Origin of the sequence: Planococcus faecalis, from assembly GCF_002009235.1 — a bacterium.
GTDB classification, from domain to species: Bacteria; Bacillota; Bacilli; order Bacillales_A; family Planococcaceae; genus Planococcus; species Planococcus kocurii.
The window spans coordinates 1,377,345-1,399,748 of sequence record NZ_CP019401.1 but is presented as its reverse complement, the minus strand read 5'-3'; the positions used below and the strand labels follow the sequence as shown (position 1 = coordinate 1,399,748).

General features: G+C 41.8%; 18 protein-coding genes and 1 riboswitch. Of the genes, 1 reads left to right on the top strand and 17 read right to left on the bottom strand.

What is annotated here, in order from left to right; all coding sequences use genetic code 11:
• Positions 1–65: 65 nt before the first annotated feature.
• The 16 genes from sdhB to zapA all read right to left on the bottom strand — a co-directional run bounded on the left by sdhB (position 66) and on the right by zapA (position 18,536).
• The gene (sdhB, locus tag AJGP001_RS06980; RefSeq protein WP_058385676.1) at positions 66–836 is read right to left on the bottom strand and encodes a succinate dehydrogenase iron-sulfur subunit; all 771 of its coding nucleotides are present in this window, start codon (positions 834–836) and stop codon (positions 66–68) included.
• Positions 837–858: 22 nt separating this feature from the next.
• Entirely contained in the window at positions 859–2,607 is a 1,749-nt protein-coding gene (sdhA, locus tag AJGP001_RS06975) for a succinate dehydrogenase flavoprotein subunit (protein WP_078080309.1), read from the bottom strand.
• A gap of 45 nt (positions 2,608–2,652) precedes the next feature.
• Entirely contained in the window at positions 2,653–3,267 is a 615-nt protein-coding gene (locus tag AJGP001_RS06970; protein WP_058385678.1) for a succinate dehydrogenase cytochrome b558 subunit, read from the bottom strand.
• Positions 3,268–3,653: 386 nt separating this feature from the next.
• Positions 3,654–4,883, bottom strand: a complete 1,230-nt coding sequence (locus AJGP001_RS06965; protein WP_058385679.1) for an aspartate kinase — start codon at positions 4,881–4,883, stop codon at positions 3,654–3,656.
• Positions 4,884–5,009: 126 nt separating this feature from the next.
• Positions 5,010–5,184, bottom strand: a riboswitch (Lysine riboswitch).
• Between the two features lie 37 nt (positions 5,185–5,221).
• Positions 5,222–7,018 (bottom strand): excinuclease ABC subunit UvrC, encoded by a 1,797-nt coding sequence (uvrC, locus tag AJGP001_RS06960; RefSeq protein ID WP_071153211.1) that lies wholly within the window; start codon positions 7,016–7,018, stop codon positions 5,222–5,224.
• A gap of 50 nt (positions 7,019–7,068) precedes the next feature.
• Positions 7,069–7,383: a thioredoxin gene (gene trxA, locus AJGP001_RS06955; protein WP_071153210.1), complete on the bottom strand. Its 315-nt coding sequence runs from the start codon at positions 7,381–7,383 to the stop codon at positions 7,069–7,071.
• Positions 7,384–7,654: 271 nt separating this feature from the next.
• Positions 7,655–8,620: an electron transfer flavoprotein subunit alpha/FixB family protein gene (locus AJGP001_RS06950; RefSeq protein ID WP_071153209.1), complete on the bottom strand. Its 966-nt coding sequence runs from the start codon at positions 8,618–8,620 to the stop codon at positions 7,655–7,657.
• A 127-nt stretch (positions 8,621–8,747) separates the two neighbouring features.
• Positions 8,748–9,521, bottom strand: coding sequence for an electron transfer flavoprotein subunit beta/FixA family protein (locus tag AJGP001_RS06945; RefSeq protein ID WP_071153208.1), 774 nt, complete (start codon positions 9,519–9,521; stop codon positions 8,748–8,750).
• 20 nt (positions 9,522–9,541) lie between these two features.
• Positions 9,542–10,315: an enoyl-CoA hydratase gene (locus AJGP001_RS06940; protein ID WP_071153207.1), complete on the bottom strand. Its 774-nt coding sequence runs from the start codon at positions 10,313–10,315 to the stop codon at positions 9,542–9,544.
• Positions 10,316–10,332: 17 nt separating this feature from the next.
• The gene (locus tag AJGP001_RS06935; RefSeq protein ID WP_058385685.1) at positions 10,333–10,917 is read right to left on the bottom strand and encodes a fatty acid metabolism transcriptional regulator FadR; all 585 of its coding nucleotides are present in this window, start codon (positions 10,915–10,917) and stop codon (positions 10,333–10,335) included.
• Between the two features lie 138 nt (positions 10,918–11,055).
• Positions 11,056–12,747, bottom strand: coding sequence for a long-chain-fatty-acid--CoA ligase (locus tag AJGP001_RS06930; protein WP_071153206.1), 1,692 nt, complete (start codon positions 12,745–12,747; stop codon positions 11,056–11,058).
• A 349-nt stretch (positions 12,748–13,096) separates the two neighbouring features.
• Positions 13,097–13,510, bottom strand: coding sequence for a DUF350 domain-containing protein (locus AJGP001_RS06925; protein ID WP_058385687.1), 414 nt, complete (start codon positions 13,508–13,510; stop codon positions 13,097–13,099).
• Positions 13,511–13,533: 23 nt separating this feature from the next.
• Positions 13,534–15,894 carry an endonuclease MutS2 gene (locus AJGP001_RS06920; RefSeq protein WP_078080308.1) on the bottom strand — a complete coding sequence of 787 codons (2,361 nt, stop codon included), beginning with the start codon at positions 15,892–15,894 and terminating at the stop codon, positions 13,534–13,536.
• A gap of 73 nt (positions 15,895–15,967) precedes the next feature.
• The gene (gene polX, locus AJGP001_RS06915) at positions 15,968–17,677 is read right to left on the bottom strand and encodes a DNA polymerase/3'-5' exonuclease PolX (protein ID WP_071153205.1); all 1,710 of its coding nucleotides are present in this window, start codon (positions 17,675–17,677) and stop codon (positions 15,968–15,970) included.
• A 56-nt stretch (positions 17,678–17,733) separates the two neighbouring features.
• A complete protein-coding gene (locus AJGP001_RS06910; RefSeq protein WP_071153204.1) occupies positions 17,734–18,270 on the bottom strand; it encodes a CvpA family protein in 537 nt (178 codons plus the stop codon).
• A gap of 5 nt (positions 18,271–18,275) precedes the next feature.
• Entirely contained in the window at positions 18,276–18,536 is a 261-nt protein-coding gene (gene zapA, locus AJGP001_RS06905; RefSeq protein ID WP_058385691.1) for a cell division protein ZapA, read from the bottom strand.
• 81 nt (positions 18,537–18,617) lie between these two features.
• On the opposite strand from zapA, the gene rnhC reads away from it, so the two are divergent.
• Complete coding sequence (rnhC, locus tag AJGP001_RS06900; RefSeq protein WP_071153203.1) at positions 18,618–19,547, top strand: ribonuclease HIII; 930 nt, start codon at positions 18,618–18,620, stop codon at positions 19,545–19,547.
• A gap of 445 nt (positions 19,548–19,992) precedes the next feature.
• Here the strand turns inward: rnhC and pheT are convergent, their stop codons facing one another.
• The gene (pheT, locus tag AJGP001_RS06890; RefSeq protein WP_078080307.1) at positions 19,993–22,392 is read right to left on the bottom strand and encodes a phenylalanine--tRNA ligase subunit beta; all 2,400 of its coding nucleotides are present in this window, start codon (positions 22,390–22,392) and stop codon (positions 19,993–19,995) included.
• Positions 22,393–22,404 lie beyond the last annotated feature (12 nt).

Here is a 22,404-nt window from a genome sequence, read left to right as displayed (position 1 = left end):
GAAAGGCAGGTCTATTAAAATTAGACAAATTAAAAACCCCGCCGCAGCGGGGTTTTTACTAAATACTAGTCAACCATTCTGTCGCTTCCGAAGAAGTTACGGAACATTTGTACAGTTGTGTCGCGGTTTAGTGCTGCGATTGAAGTTGTCAATGGAATTCCTTTTGGACAAGACTCCACACAGTTTTGAGAGTTACCACATCCTGCCAATCCACCTTCACCCATGATCGCATTCAAGCGAGCATCGCGGTTCATAGAGCCTGTTGGATGCGCGTTCATCAAGCGAACTTGTGACAGTGGTGCAGCTCCGATAAAATCGGATTTATCATTAACGTTCGGGCATGCTTCAAGACATACGCCGCAAGTCATACATTTAGATAGTTCGTAAGCCCATTGACGCTTGCGCTCAGGCATACGCGGTCCATCTCCAAGGTCATGCGTACCATCGATTGGCACCCATGCTTTAACTTTCTTCAACGAATCGAACATCCGACTGCGGTCAATGACAAGGTCACGAACAACAGGGAATGTTTTCATCGGTTGAAGACGGATTGGCTGTTCTAACTGATCAATCAAAGCCGTACACGATTGACGTGCTTTGCCATTGATAACCATTGAACATGCGCCACAAACCTCTTCTAGACAGTTCATGTCCCAGTTTACAGGAGTGGTTTTTTTCCCTTCCATGTTGACAGGGTTACGACGAATTTCCATCAATGCCGAAATGACATTCATGTTCATCTTATATGGCAATTCGAACTTTTCCCAATACGAATCTTCATCCGTAGAGTTTCTGCGTTCGATTTCAAATATTACCGTTTTTGCTGCTTCACCCATGGTAAATTAGCTCCCTTCATAATTATGCTTTTGCTGAATAATCACGTTTACGCGGTGGAATCAACGATGTGTCGACTTCTTCATAATGGAAGATTGGTGCATCAAAGCCATTAAATTTAGCCATCGTTGTTTTCAAGAATTCCTCGTCATTACGTTCCGGGAAATCCGGTTTGTAATGAGCTCCACGACTTTCGTTGCGCATAAGCGCTCCGATTGTGATTGCTCGAGCTAAATGAAGCATATTGCGCAATTGACGTGTAAACATCGCGCCTTGGTTACTCCAAAGTTGCGTATCTGTAATGCTAATCTGATTGAAACGTTCAAGAAGTTCTTGGATTTTCTCATCCGTCTTCTGTAAACGATCATTATAGCGTACAACAGTTACGTTATCTGTCATCCACTCGCCTAATTCCTTGTGCAGAACGTAAGCGTTTTCTGTACCATTCAATGCCAAAATTTCTTCCCATTTGCGTTGCTCCTCAGCTTCATGCTGATCATAGATCGCTGAAGGAAGGTCTTCCGCAAGAACAGCTAAGCCATTTACGTATTCAATAGCATTCGGTCCTGCGACCATACCACCATAAATCGCTGACAGCAAGGAGTTCGCACCTAAACGGTTACCCCCATGCTGAGAATAATCACATTCGCCTGCTGCTAAAACGCCCGGAATGCTTGTCATTTGATGATCATCTACCCATAGTCCGCCCATTGAGTAATGAACAGCTGGGAAAATTTTCATCGGTACTTTACGAGGATCATCACCTGTGAATTTCTCATAGATTTCGATGATTCCGCCCAACTTGATGTCAAGCTCTTTCGGGTCTTTATGAGAAAGATCCAAGTACACCATATTCTCGCCATTAATGCCAAGTTTTTGGTTGACACACACATCAAAAATTTCACGCGTTGCAATATCACGCGGTACTAGGTTTCCGTATGCTGGATACTTTTCTTCAAGGAAATACCAAGGCTTGCCGTCTTTGTAAGTCCAAATACGTCCACCTTCTCCACGAGCCGATTCTGACATTAAGCGCAGTTTATCGTCTCCTGGAATCGCTGTCGGGTGAATTTGGATAAATTCGCCGTTTGCGTAATAAGCTCCTTGTTGATAAACGATAGAAGCCGCTGAACCTGTATTAATAACAGAGTTCGTCGATTTCCCAAAAATAATTCCCGGTCCGCCAGTTGCCATAATAACAGCATCCGCACGGAACGATTTAATTTCCATGGTCGTCATGTTTTGAGCTGTGATCCCTTTACCAACGCCTTGCTCATCAAGAACAAGACCGAGGAATTCCCAACCTTCATATTTCGTGATCAGTCCAGCCACTTCATAGCGACGAACTTGCTCATCTAGTGCATATAATAGTTGTTGACCCGTTGTGGCACCAGCAAACGCTGTTCTGTGGTACATTGTTCCACCAAAACGACGGAAGTCCAATAGACCTTCTGGCGTACGGTTAAACATAACGCCCATCCGATCGAACATCCGAATAATTCCAGGTGCCGCATCTGCCATTGCTTTCACGGGACGCTGGTTCGCTAGGAAGTCTCCACCGTAAACGGTATCATCAAAGTGGATGTCCGGAGAATCCCCTTCACCTTTTGTATTAACCGCTCCGTTGATCCCGCCTTGTGCACATACTGAGTGGGACCGCTTAACTGGAACGATTGAGAATAAATCAGCGGGAGAGCCTGCTTCTGCAACTTTAATTGCTGCCATTAAGCCAGCAAGGCCACCACCGACGATTGTAATTTTGCCCTTCGCCATGTTAGTATTCACTCCTCTTTTAGTTCACCAATGATTGAAACATTCTTAAACGAATGCAAACAATGCTCTGATACCAATAACCGATAACACAATAAATACTAGAAGTGTGAAATAAGTTGCGTTTTTTTGTGCTGCTGCAGATTGTGTAATTCCCCAAGTAACAAGGAACGACCAAAGCCCATTTGCAAAGTGGAAAGTTGCTGCCACTACACCAACAATGTAGAATGCCATCATCCAAGGGTTGTCTAAGATGTTTGCCATCATGTTAAAGTCAGCTTCAGCAGCTGCTCCGATTGCAACTTGGAATCTTGTTTCAAAGATGTGCCAAGCGATAAAGACTACTAGGAAGACTCCAGTATAGCGCTGTGCAACAAACAACATATTGCGCATATAGCTATAATGCCCAGGATTGTTCTTCGCAGTAAACGCTATGTATAGGCCGTAGAACGCATGATACAAAATCGGCAGGTAAATGACAAAGATCTCCAGGAAAATGACGAATGGAAGATGTGCCAAAAAGTAAGATGCCTTGTTGAATGCCTCTTCCCCCTGTGTAGCAAAATGGTTGACAATTAGGTGCTGCGTTAAGAATATACCGATAGGAATAATTCCCAACAATGAGTGCAGCCTACGCATAAAAAATTCACGATTGTTATCCAAAATTTTACCCCCCTCAAAACATTAATTGGTAGCGTTCAAGACAGACGATTCGTATGACTATACCTGAAGCCACGCACCATCATGATACAATAATATGACATATTTATTGTACTCCCCCCCTCAAGGAGCGTCAAGGCAACATAACTCCTTTAAACCGATAGCGCTTATGGATTTCGCAGGCGATTACCTTCTATCTAGAGGAAATGTATCGAAATAGAATCGATTTAACAGCATTCCCTCAAAAAAGCGATTCTCTAATTGAGAATCGCTCTTTCCAACTATTCTAGTACAAACCACTGTGTAGACATCATTACTATATCAGCATTGAGAATTTGAACATTTTGTGAATTTTTTCACTAGCTTTTATTACATTAGGAATTCATTATTTATGAGTGGACTTCTACCGCAGCCAATCCGTACGCTGCATGTAAAGCATTCGCTGATTTGTTCATATCTACTTCTGGCACAACGACTGAAATTTTTATTTCAGAGGTACTAACCATCTTCACCGGAACTTCTTCGCTTCTTAAAATATCGAACATCCGAGCTGCGACTCCAGGATTCGATACCATGCCTGAACCTACTATCGACACTTTCGATAAGCCGACTTCTACATTTAGTGTCAGAAAACCAATGGCATCTTGTGCTTCCGTTAAAACTCGGCGTGTTTCTTCAAGGCTTTCCTGGCTAATAGAAAAAGAGACAGACGGTGGAAATTCATCACTGATGCTTTGAACAATAATATCCACATCAATGTGATTTTCAGCAAGCTTTGTAAAAATAGTAGCAAGAGATCCGTTGAATGGCTTTTTGTAACTCACAGTTACGCGCGCTATTCCTGGTTCGAATGCCACACCTCTAACGATTAAATTTTTCTCCACAGTGATCACCTCTTGTATGATTGTGCCAGGCTCGTCTGAATAACTTGCTCTGACAGATAATGGGACGTTATTGTTTTTTGCGAATTCGACCGCTCTCGGATGTAGTACGCCCGCTCCGAGATTAGCAAGTTCCAACATTTCATCATAAGAAATTTGTTGTAACTTGCGTGCACCTGTTACATACCGTGGATCTGACGTATAGACACCGTTAACATCTGTATAAATCTCACATTTTTCCGCTTTTAGTGCTGCAGCAAGCGCAACGGCAGTCGTATCCGATCCACCGCGACCAAGGGTTGTAATATTACCAATTGTATCCACTCCTTGAAAACCGGCAACCACACAAAGATAACCATTTTCCAACACACGTTCAAGACGTTCTGTATTTATTTTAATGATGCGTGCATTACGTGGTACGGATTCTGTTTCAATTCCTGCCTGCCATCCAGTAAAAGATAGAGCTTCATGACCCAGTTTCTTGAAAGCCATCGCCAATAACGAAATCGTAATTTGCTCACCTGTTGCCAGTAACATATCCATTTCTCGCTTTGGCGGTTCCGCTGATATTTCTCCCGCTAATCCGAGCAACGTATCAGTTGTCTTACCCATCGCCGAAACAACAATGACTACGCGTTTGCCTGCTTGTTTTTCACGGATAGCTCGTTTGGCAACTCCGATAATTTTTTCTGGAGTCGCGACAGAAGTTCCTCCAAATTTCATGACGATCGTTTTCATTCCATCCACTCCCACATTTAGTATGTGGCCCTCAAAATGACTAGCGATCATGCCACTAGACACAAAAAAAGGTAGCTCCCCGCAACCGCGGGAAACTACCTCTTATCATGTACGAAAAAAACGTCCATGTGAGATAGCCCTCCAGAGATTGACTCTGACAGCTCTGCACTTGTTAAATGCAGAACCAGCATGCGTAATAGCAGTCATACGCACACTTCGGCGACCATCCCTTTCACCATCCTTCGCAGATTCTGCAAATCTCCAGATGCTTACTATTGACGTTCGCGCCTCTATCATCACTTTTCCAAGTGATTTACTTATTCTTCTACGATACCATGTTACGACTCGCTTGGCAATGTGCCTTGTTTAAAATGCTGTTCAATAGAGATTGCTAGCGCTTCTGGCATTCCTGCCTCTTGGATTTGTTCTACTGATGCTTCTTTGATTTTTTTAACAGAACCAAAATGTTTCAGTAGCTGTTGCTTACGTTTGGGGCCAACCCCTTCAAGCCCATCAAGTGCTGATTGAATTGAATTTTTTCCACGTAACTGACGGTGAAACGTAATAACAAAACGGTGGACTTCGTCTTGAATCCGTTGAAGCAAGTAAAAAGCTTCACTCGTCCGTTTTAGTGGCACAATTTCAGCAGGTGAACCATACAGCAATTGAGAAGTTTGGTGCTTAGCGTCTTTTGCTAGACCCGCAATTGGGATAGATAAACCGAGTTCATCTTCTAAAATTTCACGTGCCGACTCCATTTGTCCTTTTCCTCCATCAATAACAATCAGGTCAGGTAAAGGTAAACCGTCTTTCAATACACGTGAATAACGTCGACGGATAACTTCTCGCATCGCCGCGTAATCATCCGGCTTTGACGCATTCCGAGTCTTGTATTTGCGGTAGTCTTTTTTAGAAGGCTTGCCATCAATAAACGTAATCATTGCAGATACTGCATCAGCGCCTTGAATATGCGAGTTATCAAAAGCTTCGATGCGAAGAGGCACTTCAATATTCATCGCCTCACCCAAATCTGTACACGCGCCAATGGTTCGTTCTTCTTGTCGCTCTAACAATTGGAATTTTTCTTTAATGGCCACTTCCGCATTTTTCTTAGCAAGTGCCACCAGCTCTTTTTTCTTGCCTCGTTGTGGAACGAGTACACGAACGCCTAGCCATTCTTTTAACATGTCCGGATCATCCGCTTCAGGAATTAAAATTTCATTCGGTTTCACATGGTTGGCTTTTTCATAAAATTGCCCGAGATACGTTAAAAATTCCTCTTCCGGATCGCGGTACAAGGGGAAAAGCGATACGTCTCGTTCAATTAGTTTGCCTTGTCGCACAAAAAAGACTTGCACACACATCCAGCCTTTATCAACAGCATACGCAAAAACATCGCGATTGGTAAAATCATTCATCGCCATTTTTTGTTTTTCCATCACCGTTTCAATCATATTAATTTGATCACGGTATTCTTTTGCGCGTTCAAATTCCAGATTTTCTGCCGCTTCCGACATTTTTGCGACCAATTGCACTTTAACTTCACGGAATCCACCGTTTAAAAACTTTGTAATGCCATCAATCATCTCTTGATAGGTTTCTTTTTCAACCGGTTTAACACACGGTGCTAAACATTGACCTAAATGATAATACAGACATACTCGGTCAGGCATCGTATGACATTTCCGCAACGGGTACAAGCGGTCCAGTAGTTTTTTTGTTTCTGCTGCTGCGTAGGCGTTTGGATAAGGCCCAAAATATTTCCCTTTATCTTTTTTTACTTGTCTTGTCGTGATCAGCTTCGGATGACGCTCTCCCGTAATTTTTAAGTACGGGTAGCTTTTATCATCTTTCAGCATAATGTTATACTTCGGATCGTATTTTTTAATCAAGTTCAATTCGAGAATTAATGCTTCTTTATCAGAAGACGTAATAATATACTCAAAATCCTCTATTTCATTCACCAAACGTTGTGTTTTGGTATCATGACTTCCCGTAAAATAAGAACGTACACGATTTTTGAGAACTTTTGCCTTTCCTACATAAATTACCGTATTCTGGCGATCTTTCATCAAATAACAGCCTGGTTGATCAGGCAATATTGCCAATTTGTGTCGAATCAATTCGTTTGCCATTTTATCACCCTATTAAAAAACCGGGTACCATCACTGGACCCGGTTAAGAATTATGTGTGTTTTTCAACCAATTCAGCTAATGCTTCTTTTGGTCGGAAACCAACTACTTTATCAACTGTTTCGCCGTCTTTCATCAATAACAAAGTTGGAATCGACATGATGCCATAGTTTCCAGCTGTTTCTTGGTTTTGATCCACATCAACTTTTACGATTTTAACTTTATCGCTCATTTCAGCGTCCAATTCTTCTAGCACAGGAGCGATCATTTTACATGGTCCGCACCAAGTTGCCCAAAAATCTACTAAAACGAGTCCTTCTGCTACTTCTTGTGAAAAGTTCTGATCTGTACCGTGTACAATTGCCATGAATAATTCCTCCTTATGATTAACCAAACTATATTCAAAGTATATCATGCGTTAAAAACACTAGCTATTTTTTTGCCTACTCCTCTATTACCCAGCAGATCATTGGGCTAAACGAAAACAGATCGCTTCCGTCCTAACAGTTGCTTTCCTACAGCAGTCGCTACTTCTTCAAGCCACTCATTAGTAAAAATCCTCAGACAAAAACAGATGACGAATTTTTTCTCGCCACCTGTTTAAGTTTTTAAAGTAAGCGATTAGCCACTTTTTGTAATTACATTACTTTCTTAAATTCTTCTGTCAGCATGGGAATAACTTCAAACAAATCTCCGACAATGCCGTAATCTGCTACTTTGAAGATATTTGCTTCTGGGTCTTTGTTGATTGCTACGATGACTTTCGAGTTAGACATCCCCGCCATATGTTGAATAGCTCCAGAAATACCAGCTGCGATATATAGGTCAGGTGTTACCACTTTTCCTGTTTGTCCAATTTGAAGTGAGTAATCGCAATAATCTGCGTCACAAGCTCCGCGAGATGCACCGACTGCACCACCAAGAAGATTAGCTAATTCTTGTAAAGGTTCAAATCCTTCTGTGCTCTTGACGCCACGGCCTCCAGCTACGATAACTTTCGCTTCCGAAAGATCGACACCTTCAGTTGATTTGCGGACAACATTTTTAATAATCGTGCGCAGGTTTGTAATATCCACAGCCAACGAATTAACTTCACCTGAACGTTCTTGTCTTTCAAGTGGCGCAATATTGTTCGAACGCACTGTAATAAAGTCAATGCCATCTTTTAGTTTCACTTTTTCAAACGCTTTACCAGAGAAAATCGGGCGGATAAATACAGCTTCGTCGCCTTCTCCTTCAATGTCCGTAACATCTGAAATTAAGCCAGCTTGTAATTTAGAAGCGATTTTGGGCGCCAAGTCTTTGCCAACTGATGTATGACCAAAAACGAGACCTTCTGGTTTTTCTTGTTCGATAACTGCCATGAAAGCTTGACCATAGCCGTCAGATGTATATGATTTCAAATGCGGATGTTCAACTGTTACGACACGGTCTGCGCCATATGCCACAAGTTCAGCACCAAAATCAGCGACTGCATCTCCGATTAAAACGCCTACTACTTCACCGCCGCCAGAAATTTTCTTAGCAGCTGCAATTGCTTCAAATGAAACATTACGTAATGCGCCTTCGCGCGTTTCGCCTAAAACTAATACTTTCTTCGCCATAGTCTGTTTACCCCCTAAGTAAATGTGAAAAAATGCTATCGTTATATGAACGTACCGAACGCTTAAAATCATCAACAAACTTGTCGTTGTATCTTTTACTTAAGATGATCGGTCACTTCAAGTTACATTAAATAACTTTTGCTTCGTTACGTAGTAAGCCAACCAGTTCTGTTACCTGGTTTGAGATGTCACCTTCAAGAATACGGCCAGCTGCTTTTTTCGGTGGCAAGTAGATTTCGATTGTTTCTGTTTTCGCTTCTACGTCGTCTTCTTCGATATCTAAATCATCTAATTCCAGTTCTTCTAGCGGCTTTTTCTTCGCTTTCATAATTCCTGGAAGCGATGGATAACGCGGCTCGTTTAACCCTTGTTGAGCTGTCACTAACAGTGGCAATGACGTTTCTAATTCTTCTGCATCGCCTTCGATATCACGAACGATGGTTACAGTTTCGCCATCAATGCTCAAACTAGTAATAGTCGTTACACAGTTAATGCCAAGTAAATCGGCAACGCGTGGTCCGACTTGTCCAGAACCGCCATCAATTGCTACGTTTCCTGCTAAAATCAAATCAGCTTCTTTGTCCTTTAAATACTCAGCCAATATGTATGCAGAAGTAAATTGATCCATTTCTTCAATGTCGTCTTCTGTATTAATCAATACAGCTTTGTCGGCGCCCATCGCAAGTGCTGTACGCAGTTGCTTTTCTGCTTCTTCATTACCAATTGTAACGACCGTTACTTCTCCGCCGTGTGCATCGCGGACTGTGATAGCTTCTTCAATCGCGTATTCATCGTAAGGATTAATGATGAATTCCGCACCGTCTTCCTGGATTTGTCCACCTGAAACGACGATTTTCTCTTCTGTGTCAAACGTACGTTTTACTAATACATAAATGTTCATGAACGTAAACCTCCCAAGTATTATTTCCCTTTAAATTGCGCTTCCCGTTTTTCCAAAAATGCTTGAATTCCTTCTTTAGCATCTTCTGAAACAAAAACTGTACCAAAAGATTGTGCTTCTGCATTGACACCTTCGTGATACGAAGCAGGTTTTGTATATTGCAACATTTGGATAGCTGCTTTTACAGAAACCGGACTTTTCTTCGCAATTTTACGGGCAATTGTAAGCGTTTCCGAAAGAAGGTCTTCTTCTGGATAGGCACGGTTAGCCAAGCCATATTGCGCTGCTTCCGTTCCTGAGATCGGATCACTCGTTAATAACATTTCAGCTGCTTTTGCTGCGCCTACATACCTAGGCAAACGCTGCGTTCCAGCAAACCCCGGAATCAATCCTAATTGAAGCTCCGGTAATCCTAGTTTAGCATTTTCAGTAACAAATCGCATGTGACAACTCATTGCCAATTCCAATCCACCGCCCAAAGCAGCTCCGTGGATCGCGGCGATAACTGGCTTATGGAACGTTTCAACACGTTCAAAAACTTCCTGACCACTCGCTGACAATTTTGAAAATTCTTCTCCTGAAGATACTTGTGTGAATTCCTTAATATCGGCTCCTGCAGAAAAGAATCTGCCTTCTCCGTGCAAAACAATGACGCGAACTTCCTCATCATTTTCTACTTGGTTTAACAATTCATCGACTTCCAAAATAAGTGAACGCGACAGTGCGTTTGCCGGTGGACGATTAATCGTCGCGATGGCAACTCCATCTTCTTTTTTCCAACTAATAAATTCCATCCAATGAGCCCCTTTCTTTAAGCTTGCATACCTTTTAGCAGCAAACGATGAACTTGTGGCGCGAGTTCGACTAAATCATATTTATGATCATTCATGACCCATGTTGTGATGGTCTCATCCATTGTACCAAAAACCATCTGTCTCGCTAAACGAATATCCATTTCAATGTCAAATTCTCCATCTTCCATTCCTTTTATGAGAATCTTGTCCATTAGCTTTAAATATTCTCGAAGCACATTATTGATTTTAAGGCGGAGATCGTGATTTGATTGGCGCAATTCAAGTTGCGTCACAATAGCTAAGTGAATGTCGCTCGCTAATAACTCGAAATGACTCGTAATCATTAACCCTAGTTTAGTTGATGCAGTCAACTCACGCGAGATGATTTCTTCTAGCTTGCTGACGAAAATACCCATTTTCTCTTGAAATACAGAGATGAGAATGTCTTCTTTGTTTTTAAAATACAAATAAATCGTTCCGTCAGCTACGCCTGCTTGTTTGGCTATTTTCGAAACTTGCGCTTGATGATAGCCATTTTCAGCAATCACAATAACCGCCGCATTGATAATCTGCTTATACTTTGGCTTATCTTTTTTTACCATACTGTCACCACCCAAAAAAATATGAAAATATGAATGGCGATTCATTCATATTTTCATATTATCGTTTATTCACTAGAGTGTCAAGTTTTTATCCTATTTACTGACTCAGCAGATTGCAAGTTTGAAATGGGCGAGTTCTTATGACGGAACTGCTTCGTTCTGTTTAGCGACTTCTTCATCCACTAACGATCTTCGTAATATTTTACCAACTGCTGTTTTCGGTAATTCTTTGCGGAATTCGTAAATGCGCGGCACTTTAAATGCAGCTAAGTTTTCTCTGCAATGCGTATTGAGTTCTTCTTCTGTTACAGTATAGCCTTCTTTTAGCACGATGTATGCTTTTACTGTTTCTCCACGATACGGATCTGGTATACCAGCTACGACGCATTCTTGAATCGCTTCATGCTCATATAATACTTCTTCGATTTCACGCGGATAAATATTAAAGCCACCAGCGATGATCATGTCTTTTTTACGATCCACGATAAAGAAATGACCTTCATCATCCATGTAGCCAAGATCTCCAGTCAATAACCAGCCGTCGACGATTGTTGCAGCCGTCTCTTCCGGTTTGTTCCAATAGCCCTTCATCACTTGAGGACCTTTAATCGCAATTTCTCCAATTTCGCCGTTAGGAACCGGGTTTAATGTACCTGACTGAAAAATTTTACTATCTGTATCTGGATACGGTAAACCAATCGAACCTTTTGTTCGTTCTCCCCAAACTAAGTTTGAATGAGTAACTGGGGCAGTTTCCGTCAATCCGTAACCTTCGACTAGCTTGCCTCCTGTTAGTTTTTCAAACTTCTCTTGCACTTCTGCTGGCAGTGGAGCCGAACCGCTCAAGCAAGCTTCAATAGAAGAAAGATCGTATTTTTCAATATCCGGATGATTCATCAATCCAATATAAATCGTTGGTGCTCCTGGGAATAAGGTAGGTTTTTGCTTGCTGATGGTTTTCAATGCTGTTTCTGGATCGAATTTTGGTAGCAGCACCATTTTGTCACCAAGCATGACAGATAAAATCATGACCGTCGTCAAACCATATACATGGAATAACGGGATGATTCCCATAATGGTTTCTTCGCCTTTTTTACATTTATACAGCCAGCTATCACACATGGTTGCGTTGGAAATGATGTTTTTATGCGTTAACATGACCCCTTTCGGAGAGCCTGTCGTACCTCCTGTATACTGCAACAACGCAAGGTCTTCTTCAAAATCGAAAGGTGTTTTCACGACAGTTGATTGTGCGGTTTTCATAATTTCAGTGAACAAATGATTAATGCCTCGATGTTCCACTTTAACGGTCATGCCGTACTGCTTTTTCTGGATAAATGGATAAACTAAATTTTTAGGAAATGCCAGATAATCTTTAATCCCGGTGACAATGACATTTTCTAGATCTGTTTCTTTTAATACTTTTGAAATCCGTGGGAATAGAATATCCAATCCAATGATGGCTCGTGCACCTGAATCTTTCATTTGATAAGCGATTTCGCGCTCGGTGTATAACGGATTGGTCATCACGACGACGCCACCCGCATAAAGGATCCCATAAAAACTAATGACCGCCTGCGGACAATTGGGCAGCATAATCGATACTCTATCGCCTTTTTTAATGCCTAATTTTTGAAGATAGTTAGCGAACTTCATAGAAGACTGATAAAGTTCTTCATAAGAAAGTTCTTTCCCCATAAAATGGATTGCTACTTTTTGTGGGTATTTCTCATAAGCCTTTGTTAAATATTCCTGTACCGGCATGCTTGGGTAAGTCAGTGTATGGGGCACTTCTGGTGGATAATGTGCAAGCCAGGGCTTTTCAGTCATTCTTTTGACCTCCTAATTTTTATTAGAATCGCGCGAATATTCCTACTTTTGATTATAAAGAAGATTGAGAACGCTTTCAAACTTTATTTTAGGACTTCTGAGTAAAGACTAATTTTGCTAATGACCAACTCAATCTTTTTGAGTACCTTTCACTAGAGCAGCTCCATTCGAAACAGCTCTCACCTGTCGATAACTGTCTCTACTTGCGAACTTTTCATCCATATAAAAAAGCCAGCTCCAAGGCTGGCACTGTCCATTAAAAAACGAACAGGAAAATAATTCCGACAATAATAAAAATCGCACAGAAAACAAACAAAATTTTAATAAGATTTTCCACAACATCCAACTCCTATTGAATACTAGCTCCGATGACAAACGACAAGCCAACCGAAATGGTCATTGAAATAAAGCCGACAGAACGATTATCCCGTTCAATTTCATCATCTACTTTAAATTTAGGTGTCAAAAACTCAAACAAAATATAAGCAAAGATCAACAAGGTAAAACCAAACAGACCCCAGCCCACCATTTCAACTAACGAGTTATGCTGTTCGATGGAAAAGCGGAAGATATTGGTGACACCAAAAATCTTGCCACCTGTAGCCATTGCCACTGCTAGGTTACCTTTTTTGATTTGTTCCCAATTATTGTACTTGGTCACCATTTCGAAAATCACCATTGCGACGATCAAGCACAATACTACCACACTAAAATAGCCAGCAGATTCGACTAGCGGGTGTGTCCAAAACCCTGTCTCTGTCATTTGTTATTCCCCTTTTTAGAAACTTACTTTAATTCGGCGACGGTCACACCAGAGCCGCCTTCTCCCGCTTCGCCAAAACGATAGCTTTTTACACGTGAATGTTTTTTCAAGTATTGCTGGACTCCTTGGCGTAGCGCACCTGTTCCTTTTCCGTGAATAATTGATACTTGGTGGTAATTTGATAATAACGCATCGTCCAAGTATTTTTCAACACGTGCAAGTGCATCCTCATAACGTTCACCACGTAAGTCTAGCTCCATTTTGATGTGACTGTCACGGTCTTTTAAGGTTGCCATCGTTCGGGTTTCTTTTTGCTTTTCGGGTTTTGTATAAGACAGGTCTGACTCAGGCAATTTCATTTTCAAAATACCGATTTGAACAATCCATTCATTTTTCGATACTTTTTCAACTAAGGTTCCTTTTTGACCGAAGGAAATGACTTTAACTTCGTCATTTGGTTTTAACGGTTTTTCTGCATTGTCTTTTGCTGCTTTTTTCAAGATTCGGTTTTGAGGCATCGCTTCTTCAAGCCGCTTTTTCGCATGGATCAGTTCGTGCTCTTTTACCGGCGAACCTTGATTAAGCTGCATTTTGCGCAAGTCCGTTATGACAGCTTCCGCTTCTGCTCTTGCTTGGTCAACAATTTTCCGCGCTTTTTCTTTGGCTTTTTCTTCTAGCCGTTCTTTTTGTTGCTCGTATTCTGCTAATTGCTTGGCTAATTCTTTTTTCAATTGCTCAGATTCTAGTAAGACTTCTTGCGTTTGTTCTGCGTCTTGTTCTGCTTGTCGACGACTCTTCTCAAGAGATGCAATCATCGAGTCAACTGCTTTGCTATCTGTTCCTGTAAAGCTCTTTGCATGGCTAATGATATGATCTGGCAATCCAAGACGTTTTGAAATTTCAAAGGCATTACTCCGACCTGGTACTCCAATTAATAACCGGTAAGTCGGACTCAATGTCTCCACGTCAAACTCTACACTGGCATTCGCTACACCGGGACGATTATAACCATAAGCTTTTAGTTCCGGGTAATGCGTTGTCGCAATAACACGCGCGCCTCTGCCATGGACCTCGTCTAATAGTGATATTGCTAGCGCCGCTCCTTCTTGAGGATCTGTACCCGCTCCCAGTTCATCAAAAATCACCAGTGAATTTTCATCGAACTTGGTCAAAATATCAACAATATTCACCATATGCGAAGAAAACGTACTCAAGCTTTGCTCGATTGATTGTTCATCGCCGATATCGGCAAAAATTTGATCGAATACCGCAAGTTCTGAACCATCAAGAGCCGGTACCGGCAAACCAGATTGTGCCATCAACGTCGATAACCCAACCGTCTTTAACGTCACTGTTTTACCGCCTGTATTGGGGCCGGTGATGACGATCGCTGTTATATCTCTACCAAATTCGATATCGTTTGGTACGACTTCGTCTTTTGGAATTAACGGATGTCGCGCTTTTCGCAAATTAATATAGCCTTCTGTGTTCATCGTCGGCTTGGTACCTCGATGAGCTGAGCCGTATTTTGCTTTTGCTAAGATTAAATCGATTTCACCGAGTACATCAACTAATAAGAAGAGTTCATGCGCCACTTCTTGGACCTGTGCTGACAACATCAGCAAAATACGATCGATTTCTTCTTTTTCTTTCATCTTCAGACGACGCACTTCATTATTTGCTTGGACGACTGCATCTGGTTCGATAAATAAGGTCTGTCCTGATGAAGATTGGTCATGTACAATGCCTCCGTAATGGCTGCGGTATTCTTGCTTGACCGGAATGACAAAACGGTCATTGCGTATCGTCACAATCGAATCCGACAGCATTTTCGAAGCATTTTTGCCACGCACCAAACTTTCTAAACGCTCACGGACACGACTTTCTTGTGTACGCAATTGCTGTCGAATAGTCCGTAGCTCTGTGCTCGCACTATCCAATACCCTACCATTGTCATCAATACAAATATTAATGGCGTGTTCAAGAGCTGTCAGGATGGGCATGGATTCTTTTTTCTCTAGGAAATGTGGAATCTGCACTACTGCTTCTTCTTGAATGGTTTCGAAAAACTGACGCAAGATGCGGCTCGCACGAACAGTCGATGACACTTCCATTAGTTCCATTGGACTTAGACTGCCACCAATTTGTGCTCTTCGTGCGTGAAGGCGAATGTCAAAAATCCCCCCCATCGGCACATTGTTTTTAACACGCAGTACTTGTGCGCCTTCGTCCATTTGTTCAAGTAAGCGATTAACTTCATTGATATCTGTGGATGGCAACAGATTATCCACATGGGCTTTTCCAAGTGAAGACGTACAGTAACGTGCCACTTCATCGCGGATTTTGTAAAATTCAAGTATTCTTAATGCGCGTTCTGCGATCATGTAAGAACCTCCTAACTTTGGCTATAAAATAAATGGTTCTATGTCGTTCTTCTGCAAGTGTCTGGATCATTTGTTATTTTGATTTGTTGATAAATTCTTTGAATTTTTCAAGTGACCACGTATTGACGACCGTGTCTTTTTTCAGCCAGGCTTTTTGGGCATGCTTGACGCCGGTTTCCATGACTTCCAATCCTTCAATGGCATGAGCATCTGTGTTGATTGCGACAGGAACTCCTTTTTCTTGAGCCAGTACAAGGTAAGGAACAGCAAGATCTAAACGGTACGGACTGGCATTCAATTCAACAATTTTGCCGTATTCTTTTGCCCAATCGAGGATTTGTTCAACATCCGGATTATAGCCATCACGCTGGCCGACAATTCTACCAGTCGGGTGTGCAATCATGTGAACATTTGGGTTTTTCATAGCCGTTAAAATCCGTTCCATAATTTGTTCTTGTGGTTGCTGGAAACTTGAATGGATGCTGGCAATGACAAAGTCTAATTGGCTCAGCATGTCATCATCGAAATCCAAGCTAGCGTCTGGCAAGATATCCATTTCTGTTCCAGAAAATACTTCGATTTCTGAGTATTTTTTATTCGTTTCACGAATTAAGGCGTGTTGCTCTGTCAGTCGTTCAGGGGTTAGGCCATTCGCAACTTTCAAGTACTGCGAATGATCGGTAATAACCATAAATTGATAGGATTTCGCGACACACGCTTCAATCATTTCTGTTAAGGAGTTGGCACCATCTGACCAAGTGGTATGCATGTGCAAATCGCCTTTAATGTCTTCAATCGTTACTAATTCTGGCAATTCATCTAAACGATCGAGTTCACGGCCATCTTCACGCACCGATGGCGGAATAAACGGCAAACCAAAATGGGCAAAAAATTCTGTTTCAGATGCAAACGTAGTGACCGTTCCGTCTTCCTGCTCGACACCGTATTCACTAATTTTCTTGTTTTGCGACTTGGCCAGTTGACGCATTTTCACGTTATGGTCTTTCGATCCGGTAAAGTGGTGCAGCGCTGTGACAAATTCTTCAGGCGCGACTAAACGAAAATCTACATCAATTGGTTCTAATACTTCTACAGTCACCGAAACTTTTGTGTCTCCAGATGCAATCGTTTCCTTTACAGGTAAAGCCGCAAGTAATTGCTCTTTCACGAGCGCAGGTTCAGCGGTTGCGATAATAAAGTCGATATCTTTACTTGTTTCTTTCGTCCGGCGAAAACTTCCAGCTACTGAAAACTCAGTAACTTCGGCAATTGATGTTAAAACATCTTGAATAAACGCCACGGTTTCTTCCGTTTTCCAAATTGGCTGACGATCCGGCTTGGTTTCAAAGTCATTGATCTCTTTGAGTATCTTTTCTTCTGATTTCGGACCAAATCCTGGAAGTTTCTGGATTTCTTCATTCAAGCAAGCTGCCTTCAAGGTTTCCATCGAATCAATGCCCAATTCTTTGTAAAGTTTGGCAATTTTCTTACCACCTAATCCTTGAAGTTTCATCATTGGAATCAGCCCTTTTGGCACTTCTTCTTGAAGCTCTTCGAGAACGGTTGACTTATTGTCATTTATTAGTTCGAGTATAACGTCTCCCGTTCCTTTTCCAATACCTTTTAATTTGGTGACATCTTCGATTTCGTCCAAACTGCGCTGATCGAGTTCCAGCGCTTGAGCGGCTTTTCGGAAAGCCGATACTTTAAATGGGTTTTCCCCTTTAAGTTCCATGTATAACGCAATTTTTTCAAGTGTTCTGATGATAATTTTCTTATTCACCAAAAGCCCTCCTCGTTTCGATTAAAAAAACTTCCCTCGTAAGAGAGAAGTTCCTACTATAGATAAATATACCACCATTCTTTTACTTTCTCAGAAAAATAAGGCGTATTCTCAATCATGGATTGAGCAATTCCTGAATTCTCTAATTGGTTCTGCACCACATCAAGTGGAAGCAGCGCGAACACATAGATGAAAATAAACAACAGTATGTAGGCTTCGATAAACCCTAAAATCGCACCTAGAATTTTGCTGAAAAATCCAAGTACTGGTAAGAACTTTAAAAAATCAAACATCGATGCAACCAGTTGCAATGCGAACTTCACAACAAAGAAAATAAGTGCAAAGGCTAATAATTGATAAAAAGTTTGATCCAAGTCTAATTGATCCACTACTAGCGTGAACTGAGAGTTTTCATTTATCGCTGGATAGGGAATCCACAACACAAAGTATTCGGACAGTGGTTTATAGTATTTATAAGCCGCGACTAGTGCAACAACAAACCCGATCATATGAATCAACTGGACAATAAACCCTCTTTTTGCGCCCACGATGATACCACCGATCAGTAAGATGACTAATAGTATATCAAGCATTCACGTCAACCCTTCAGTTTTTTCAATTCATTTTCTAATTGTTCAACTTGCTCTTTCAGTTTAAGATAGTCATGTACCGCATTTGATGCAGTTAAGACGGCAAGCTTTGCTTGATCCAATGATGGATTCAACGCATTGATTTCTCGCATGCGGCTATCGACAATCGATGCAACTAAGCGCATATGACCGGACGTTTCAGTACCAACCATTTTATAGGTGTTGCCATAGATGTCAACGACCGTGTGAATTTTATGTTGCTCTGACAATGCAATATCCCCCTTTGGAATTCTTTACCCATCATACCATGAACACAAGCTGATTGTGAATCAAAGAAAGGTGACCCACTCATGTCAAACGTCGTTCTAAAACTTACAGAAGACAGTCTTCTCAAAGTGATTGCTCATTACGAGAAAAACAAGATCATTTCCAAAAATCCATATGCTCGCTTTAGCGCTAAAATCTCCGATACCGTCGTGACTGTTTACACCTCTGGAAAAGTCATGTTTCAAGGGAATGGAGCTGCACGAGAAGCAGCAAAATGGGGAATTGCCCCTGCAGCTGACAAAATCGTCTCAACAAAAGGAGACAAACTTCCTGACGGTTTTGCCCAACTTTCGGTTCTCGGATCTGACGAAACGGGCACCGGTGATTTTTTCGGACCAATTACCGTCGCGGCGTGTTACGTACCGGCCGACAAAGTTGAACTTGCACGCGAACTCGGTGTGAAAGATTCGAAACAACTGACCGATGACTGGATGCGCCAAGTTGCCCCCGACCTTAGAGCAACATTTGCACATAAAGTGCTAACTTTAAAAAATGATAAATACAACAAAGTCCAAAGCCAAGGCTGGTCACAAGGAAAAATCAAAGCCTTGTTGCACAACCAAGCACTCAAATATGTTCTAAACGAGATTGCACCCGAAAAACCAAACTTTATCTTAATCGATCAATTTGCAGAACGCGGCATCTATTATAAGCACATTAAAGAAGAACCAGAAATCATTCGTGAGAACGTCTTGTTTTCCACGAAAGCAGAAGGTCTTCACGTTTCAGTTGCCTGTGCGTCGATTATCGCTCGCGTTGCATTTCTTGAAGAAATGGACCGAATGAGTCAAGACGCGGGTATGACTTTGCCAAAAGGCGCTGGAAAAATCGTGGATGAAGCAGCGGCGAAGATTTTATTGAAGCATGGTGAGGCGTATTTGAAAGGGTTGACGAAGGTGCATTTTGCGAATACGGGGAAAGCTGTTGCAATAGCTGATAAGAGGCGCAAGTAAATTTACACTTAACATTTAATGAAGCTTATTATTTTTATAAGGTAGATATCCAATTCAAAAGTTCTTTAAAAAGTGCTATCCCATAATCTCGAACTCGACGTTTACTTTTTGAAGTCCTAGAGGTGAAATCTTTTGAACAACCAATTGCGCTTAATAGGAGCGAATACACTTTCTACATCTATTTTGCGTCTGCTGTAAAGTTGGGTTACAGATTCATCCTCAAGAGCTGCTTTAGTCTTTACTTTCATTTTACGGAAATAATCTTTTGTTTTAGCTTCAAAATGGATGATGGTACTGAAGACGAATCGGTTGAAGCTATGCCCGCGGAAAACGTCCGTCACAATGGATATCATTCTGTTCTTTAACTCGGAAAAGGAGCTGTACCCAAAGGTCATTGTTCATGACCTTTGGGACAGCCCCTTTTTAACCTTGCAATTAAATTCCGTTAACTTCTCAGCTCTGCTCCAGCTTCTGTTAAAGCTGCTAATACTTTTTCATGTGCACGGATAACATCTTCATCCGTTAATGTTTTTTCTGGATCAAAGTAAGTTAACGAGAAAGCTACTGATTTTTTGCCTGCTTCCATCTTATCGCCTTCATAAAGGTCGAACACGCGGACGTCTTTCAATAGTTTGCCACCTGCATTGCGGATGACGGTTTCAATCGTTGCCGCTTCTACCACTTTAGAAAGAACTAATGCCACGTCACGTGACATGGACGGGTAACGTGGTACTGGCGTGTAAACAAGTGCATCTGTTGCTTTACTTAACAACACAGCCAAGTTCAACTCCATGACAACCGTAGTTTTCAAGTCGCGCGCTTTTTGTTCAGACGGATGCAACTCACCGATCACACCAATACGCTGACCGCTATGCATGATAAAGGCCGTTCTTCCGGGATGCAAATCATCCATTTGGCCACGTTCAAAAGTCAATTCAACACCAAGTTTATCGCTAAGCCCCTCCACAATACCTTTCAAGACGAAAAAGTCGACGGGCTTTTTCTCACCTTGCCAGCTATGATCGAGCCAAAGACCTGTAATAGCGACCGCTAAATGTTCCTGCTCGTTTAGTAGCTCATCTTGACCTTTAAGGAAAACAGAACCAGTTTCATACAAAGCGACCGAATCCATTCTTCTTGCTGTGTTATACGTAACAGATTCCAACAAATGCGGCAACAAGCTTTGACGCAACAAACTACGCTCTTCGCTCATCGGCATTAAAAGACGCGTTGTTTCCGTTTCTTCTAAAGCAAATTGTTTTACTGATTTTGCAGAAGTTAACGAATACGTCGTCGCTTGCAATAATCCAGCGCCTTCCATAAGTGAACGAACAATGCGGCGTTTTGCCTGATAGGGAGTCAAGCCACCTGGTGTCGTTTCAGCTTCTGGTAATGTTGCTGGAATTTCATCGTAGCCGTATAGACGAGCAATTTCTTCGACTACGTCTTCAGGAATTTGAATGTCTTGTCGACGTGTTGGCACAGAAATGACCAGTTGGCCATTCGTTGCTTCTGTGTTAAATTTCAAGCGGTTTAAAATATCCCACATGTCTTCAAAGGAAATCTTCATGCCCAGACGGCTATTAATGAAATCTGGAGATACTTTAACAATTTTCTCTTCTTTGTTTAATTCATCGAATATGACAGAGCCAGCTAATACTTCGCCACCCGCAAGTTGGGACAACAACTGCGCTGCACGTTCTGCGGCTGGAATGACACGATTTGGATCGACGCCTTTTTCAAAACGTGAACTAGCATCACTGCGTAGGCCATGATCTTTAGAAGTTTGACGAATAGAACCCGATTCAAAATAAGCAGATTCGATGACAACAGTCGTCGTTGTTTCGCTTACTTCCGAGTTAGCGCCGCCCATAACTCCTGCAATCGCCACCGGTTTTTCTCCATTGGTAATCACTAATTGACGGCTAGATAATTTTCGCTCCGCGTCATCTAAAGTGGTAATCATTTCGTCTTCTTTAGCATGGCGAACCGTAATGTTCCCTGTTTCCAATAAATCATAGTCAAATGCGTGAAGCGGCTGACCATATTCCATTAATACATAGTTTGTAATATCAACTACGTTATTATGTGGACGGACACCAGCTGCCATTAAGCGTTGTTGCAGCCACATAGGTGACTCTTGAACTTTAATGTTGCGAACGACTTTTGCGACATACAAAGGGTTGGCTTCAGGCGCATCGACTGACAAGGATAGCATCGAATCTGCTGTGTCAGCTGCTTCTGTATAGCTAATCTCAGGCAGGTTGATTTCTTCTGATAAAATAGCTCCTACCTCATAAGCAACGCCCAGCATGCTCATCGCGTCTGCGCGGTTTGGTGTCAGTCCTAGTTCTAATACAGTGTCATCTAAACCGAAATTTGCAATGACATCAGAACCGGTTTTTGCATCTTCTGGCAGCACATAAATGCCTTCAGCGTAGGCTTTTGGCACAAGCTTGCCTTCAATTCCGAGTTCTTGCAACGAACAAATCATACCATTCGATTCTTCTCCACGAAGCTTCGCTTTTTTGATGTTGATGTCACCTGGAAGTTTCGCTCCAGGACGTGCCACGATTACTTTTTGGCCTGCTGCAATGTTCGGTGCACCGCAAATGATTTGTGCCGTTTCTCCGCCAACATCTACTTGACAAATCGATAGTTTATCAGCTTCAGGATGTTTGACACAAGATTCAACATAGCCCACTACGACATTTGTCATACCGTGTGACCGGTCGATCACTGCGTCTACTTCAATACCTGAACGCGTTATTTTTTCACCTAATTCAGCGGGTGGTAATTGTTGTGTGTTTACATAGTCTTTTAACCAGTTAATGGATACGAGCATGTTTTATTTCCT

Coding starts and splice junctions, on each gene's coding strand:
- sdhB (WP_058385676.1), bottom strand. CDS start 836: ATGGGTGAAGCAGCAAAAACGGTAATATTTGAAATCGAACGCAGAAAC.
- sdhA (WP_078080309.1), bottom strand. CDS start 2,607: ATGGCGAAGGGCAAAATTACAATCGTCGGTGGTGGCCTTGCTGGCTTA.
- AJGP001_RS06965 (WP_058385679.1), bottom strand. CDS start 4,883: ATGAAAACGATCGTCATGAAATTTGGAGGAACTTCTGTCGCGACTCCA.
- uvrC (WP_071153211.1), bottom strand. CDS start 7,018: ATGGCAAACGAATTGATTCGACACAAATTGGCAATATTGCCTGATCAA.
- trxA (WP_071153210.1), bottom strand. CDS start 7,383: ATGGCAATTGTACACGGTACAGATCAGAACTTTTCACAAGAAGTAGCA.
- AJGP001_RS06950 (WP_071153209.1), bottom strand. CDS start 8,620: ATGGCGAAGAAAGTATTAGTTTTAGGCGAAACGCGCGAAGGCGCATTA.
- AJGP001_RS06945 (WP_071153208.1), bottom strand. CDS start 9,521: ATGAACATTTATGTATTAGTAAAACGTACGTTTGACACAGAAGAGAAA.
- AJGP001_RS06940 (WP_071153207.1), bottom strand. CDS start 10,315: ATGGAATTTATTAGTTGGAAAAAAGAAGATGGAGTTGCCATCGCGACG.
- AJGP001_RS06935 (WP_058385685.1), bottom strand. CDS start 10,917: ATGGTAAAAAAAGATAAGCCAAAGTATAAGCAGATTATCAATGCGGCG.
- AJGP001_RS06930 (WP_071153206.1), bottom strand. CDS start 12,747: ATGACTGAAAAGCCCTGGCTTGCACATTATCCACCAGAAGTGCCCCAT.
- AJGP001_RS06925 (WP_058385687.1), bottom strand. CDS start 13,510: ATGACAGAGACAGGGTTTTGGACACACCCGCTAGTCGAATCTGCTGGC.
- AJGP001_RS06920 (WP_078080308.1), bottom strand. CDS start 15,894: ATGATCGCAGAACGCGCATTAAGAATACTTGAATTTTACAAAATCCGC.
- AJGP001_RS06910 (WP_071153204.1), bottom strand. CDS start 18,270: ATGCTTGATATACTATTAGTCATCTTACTGATCGGTGGTATCATCGTG.
- rnhC (WP_071153203.1), top strand. CDS start 18,618: ATGTCAAACGTCGTTCTAAAACTTACAGAAGACAGTCTTCTCAAAGTG.
- pheT (WP_078080307.1), bottom strand. CDS start 22,392: ATGCTCGTATCCATTAACTGGTTAAAAGACTATGTAAACACACAACAA.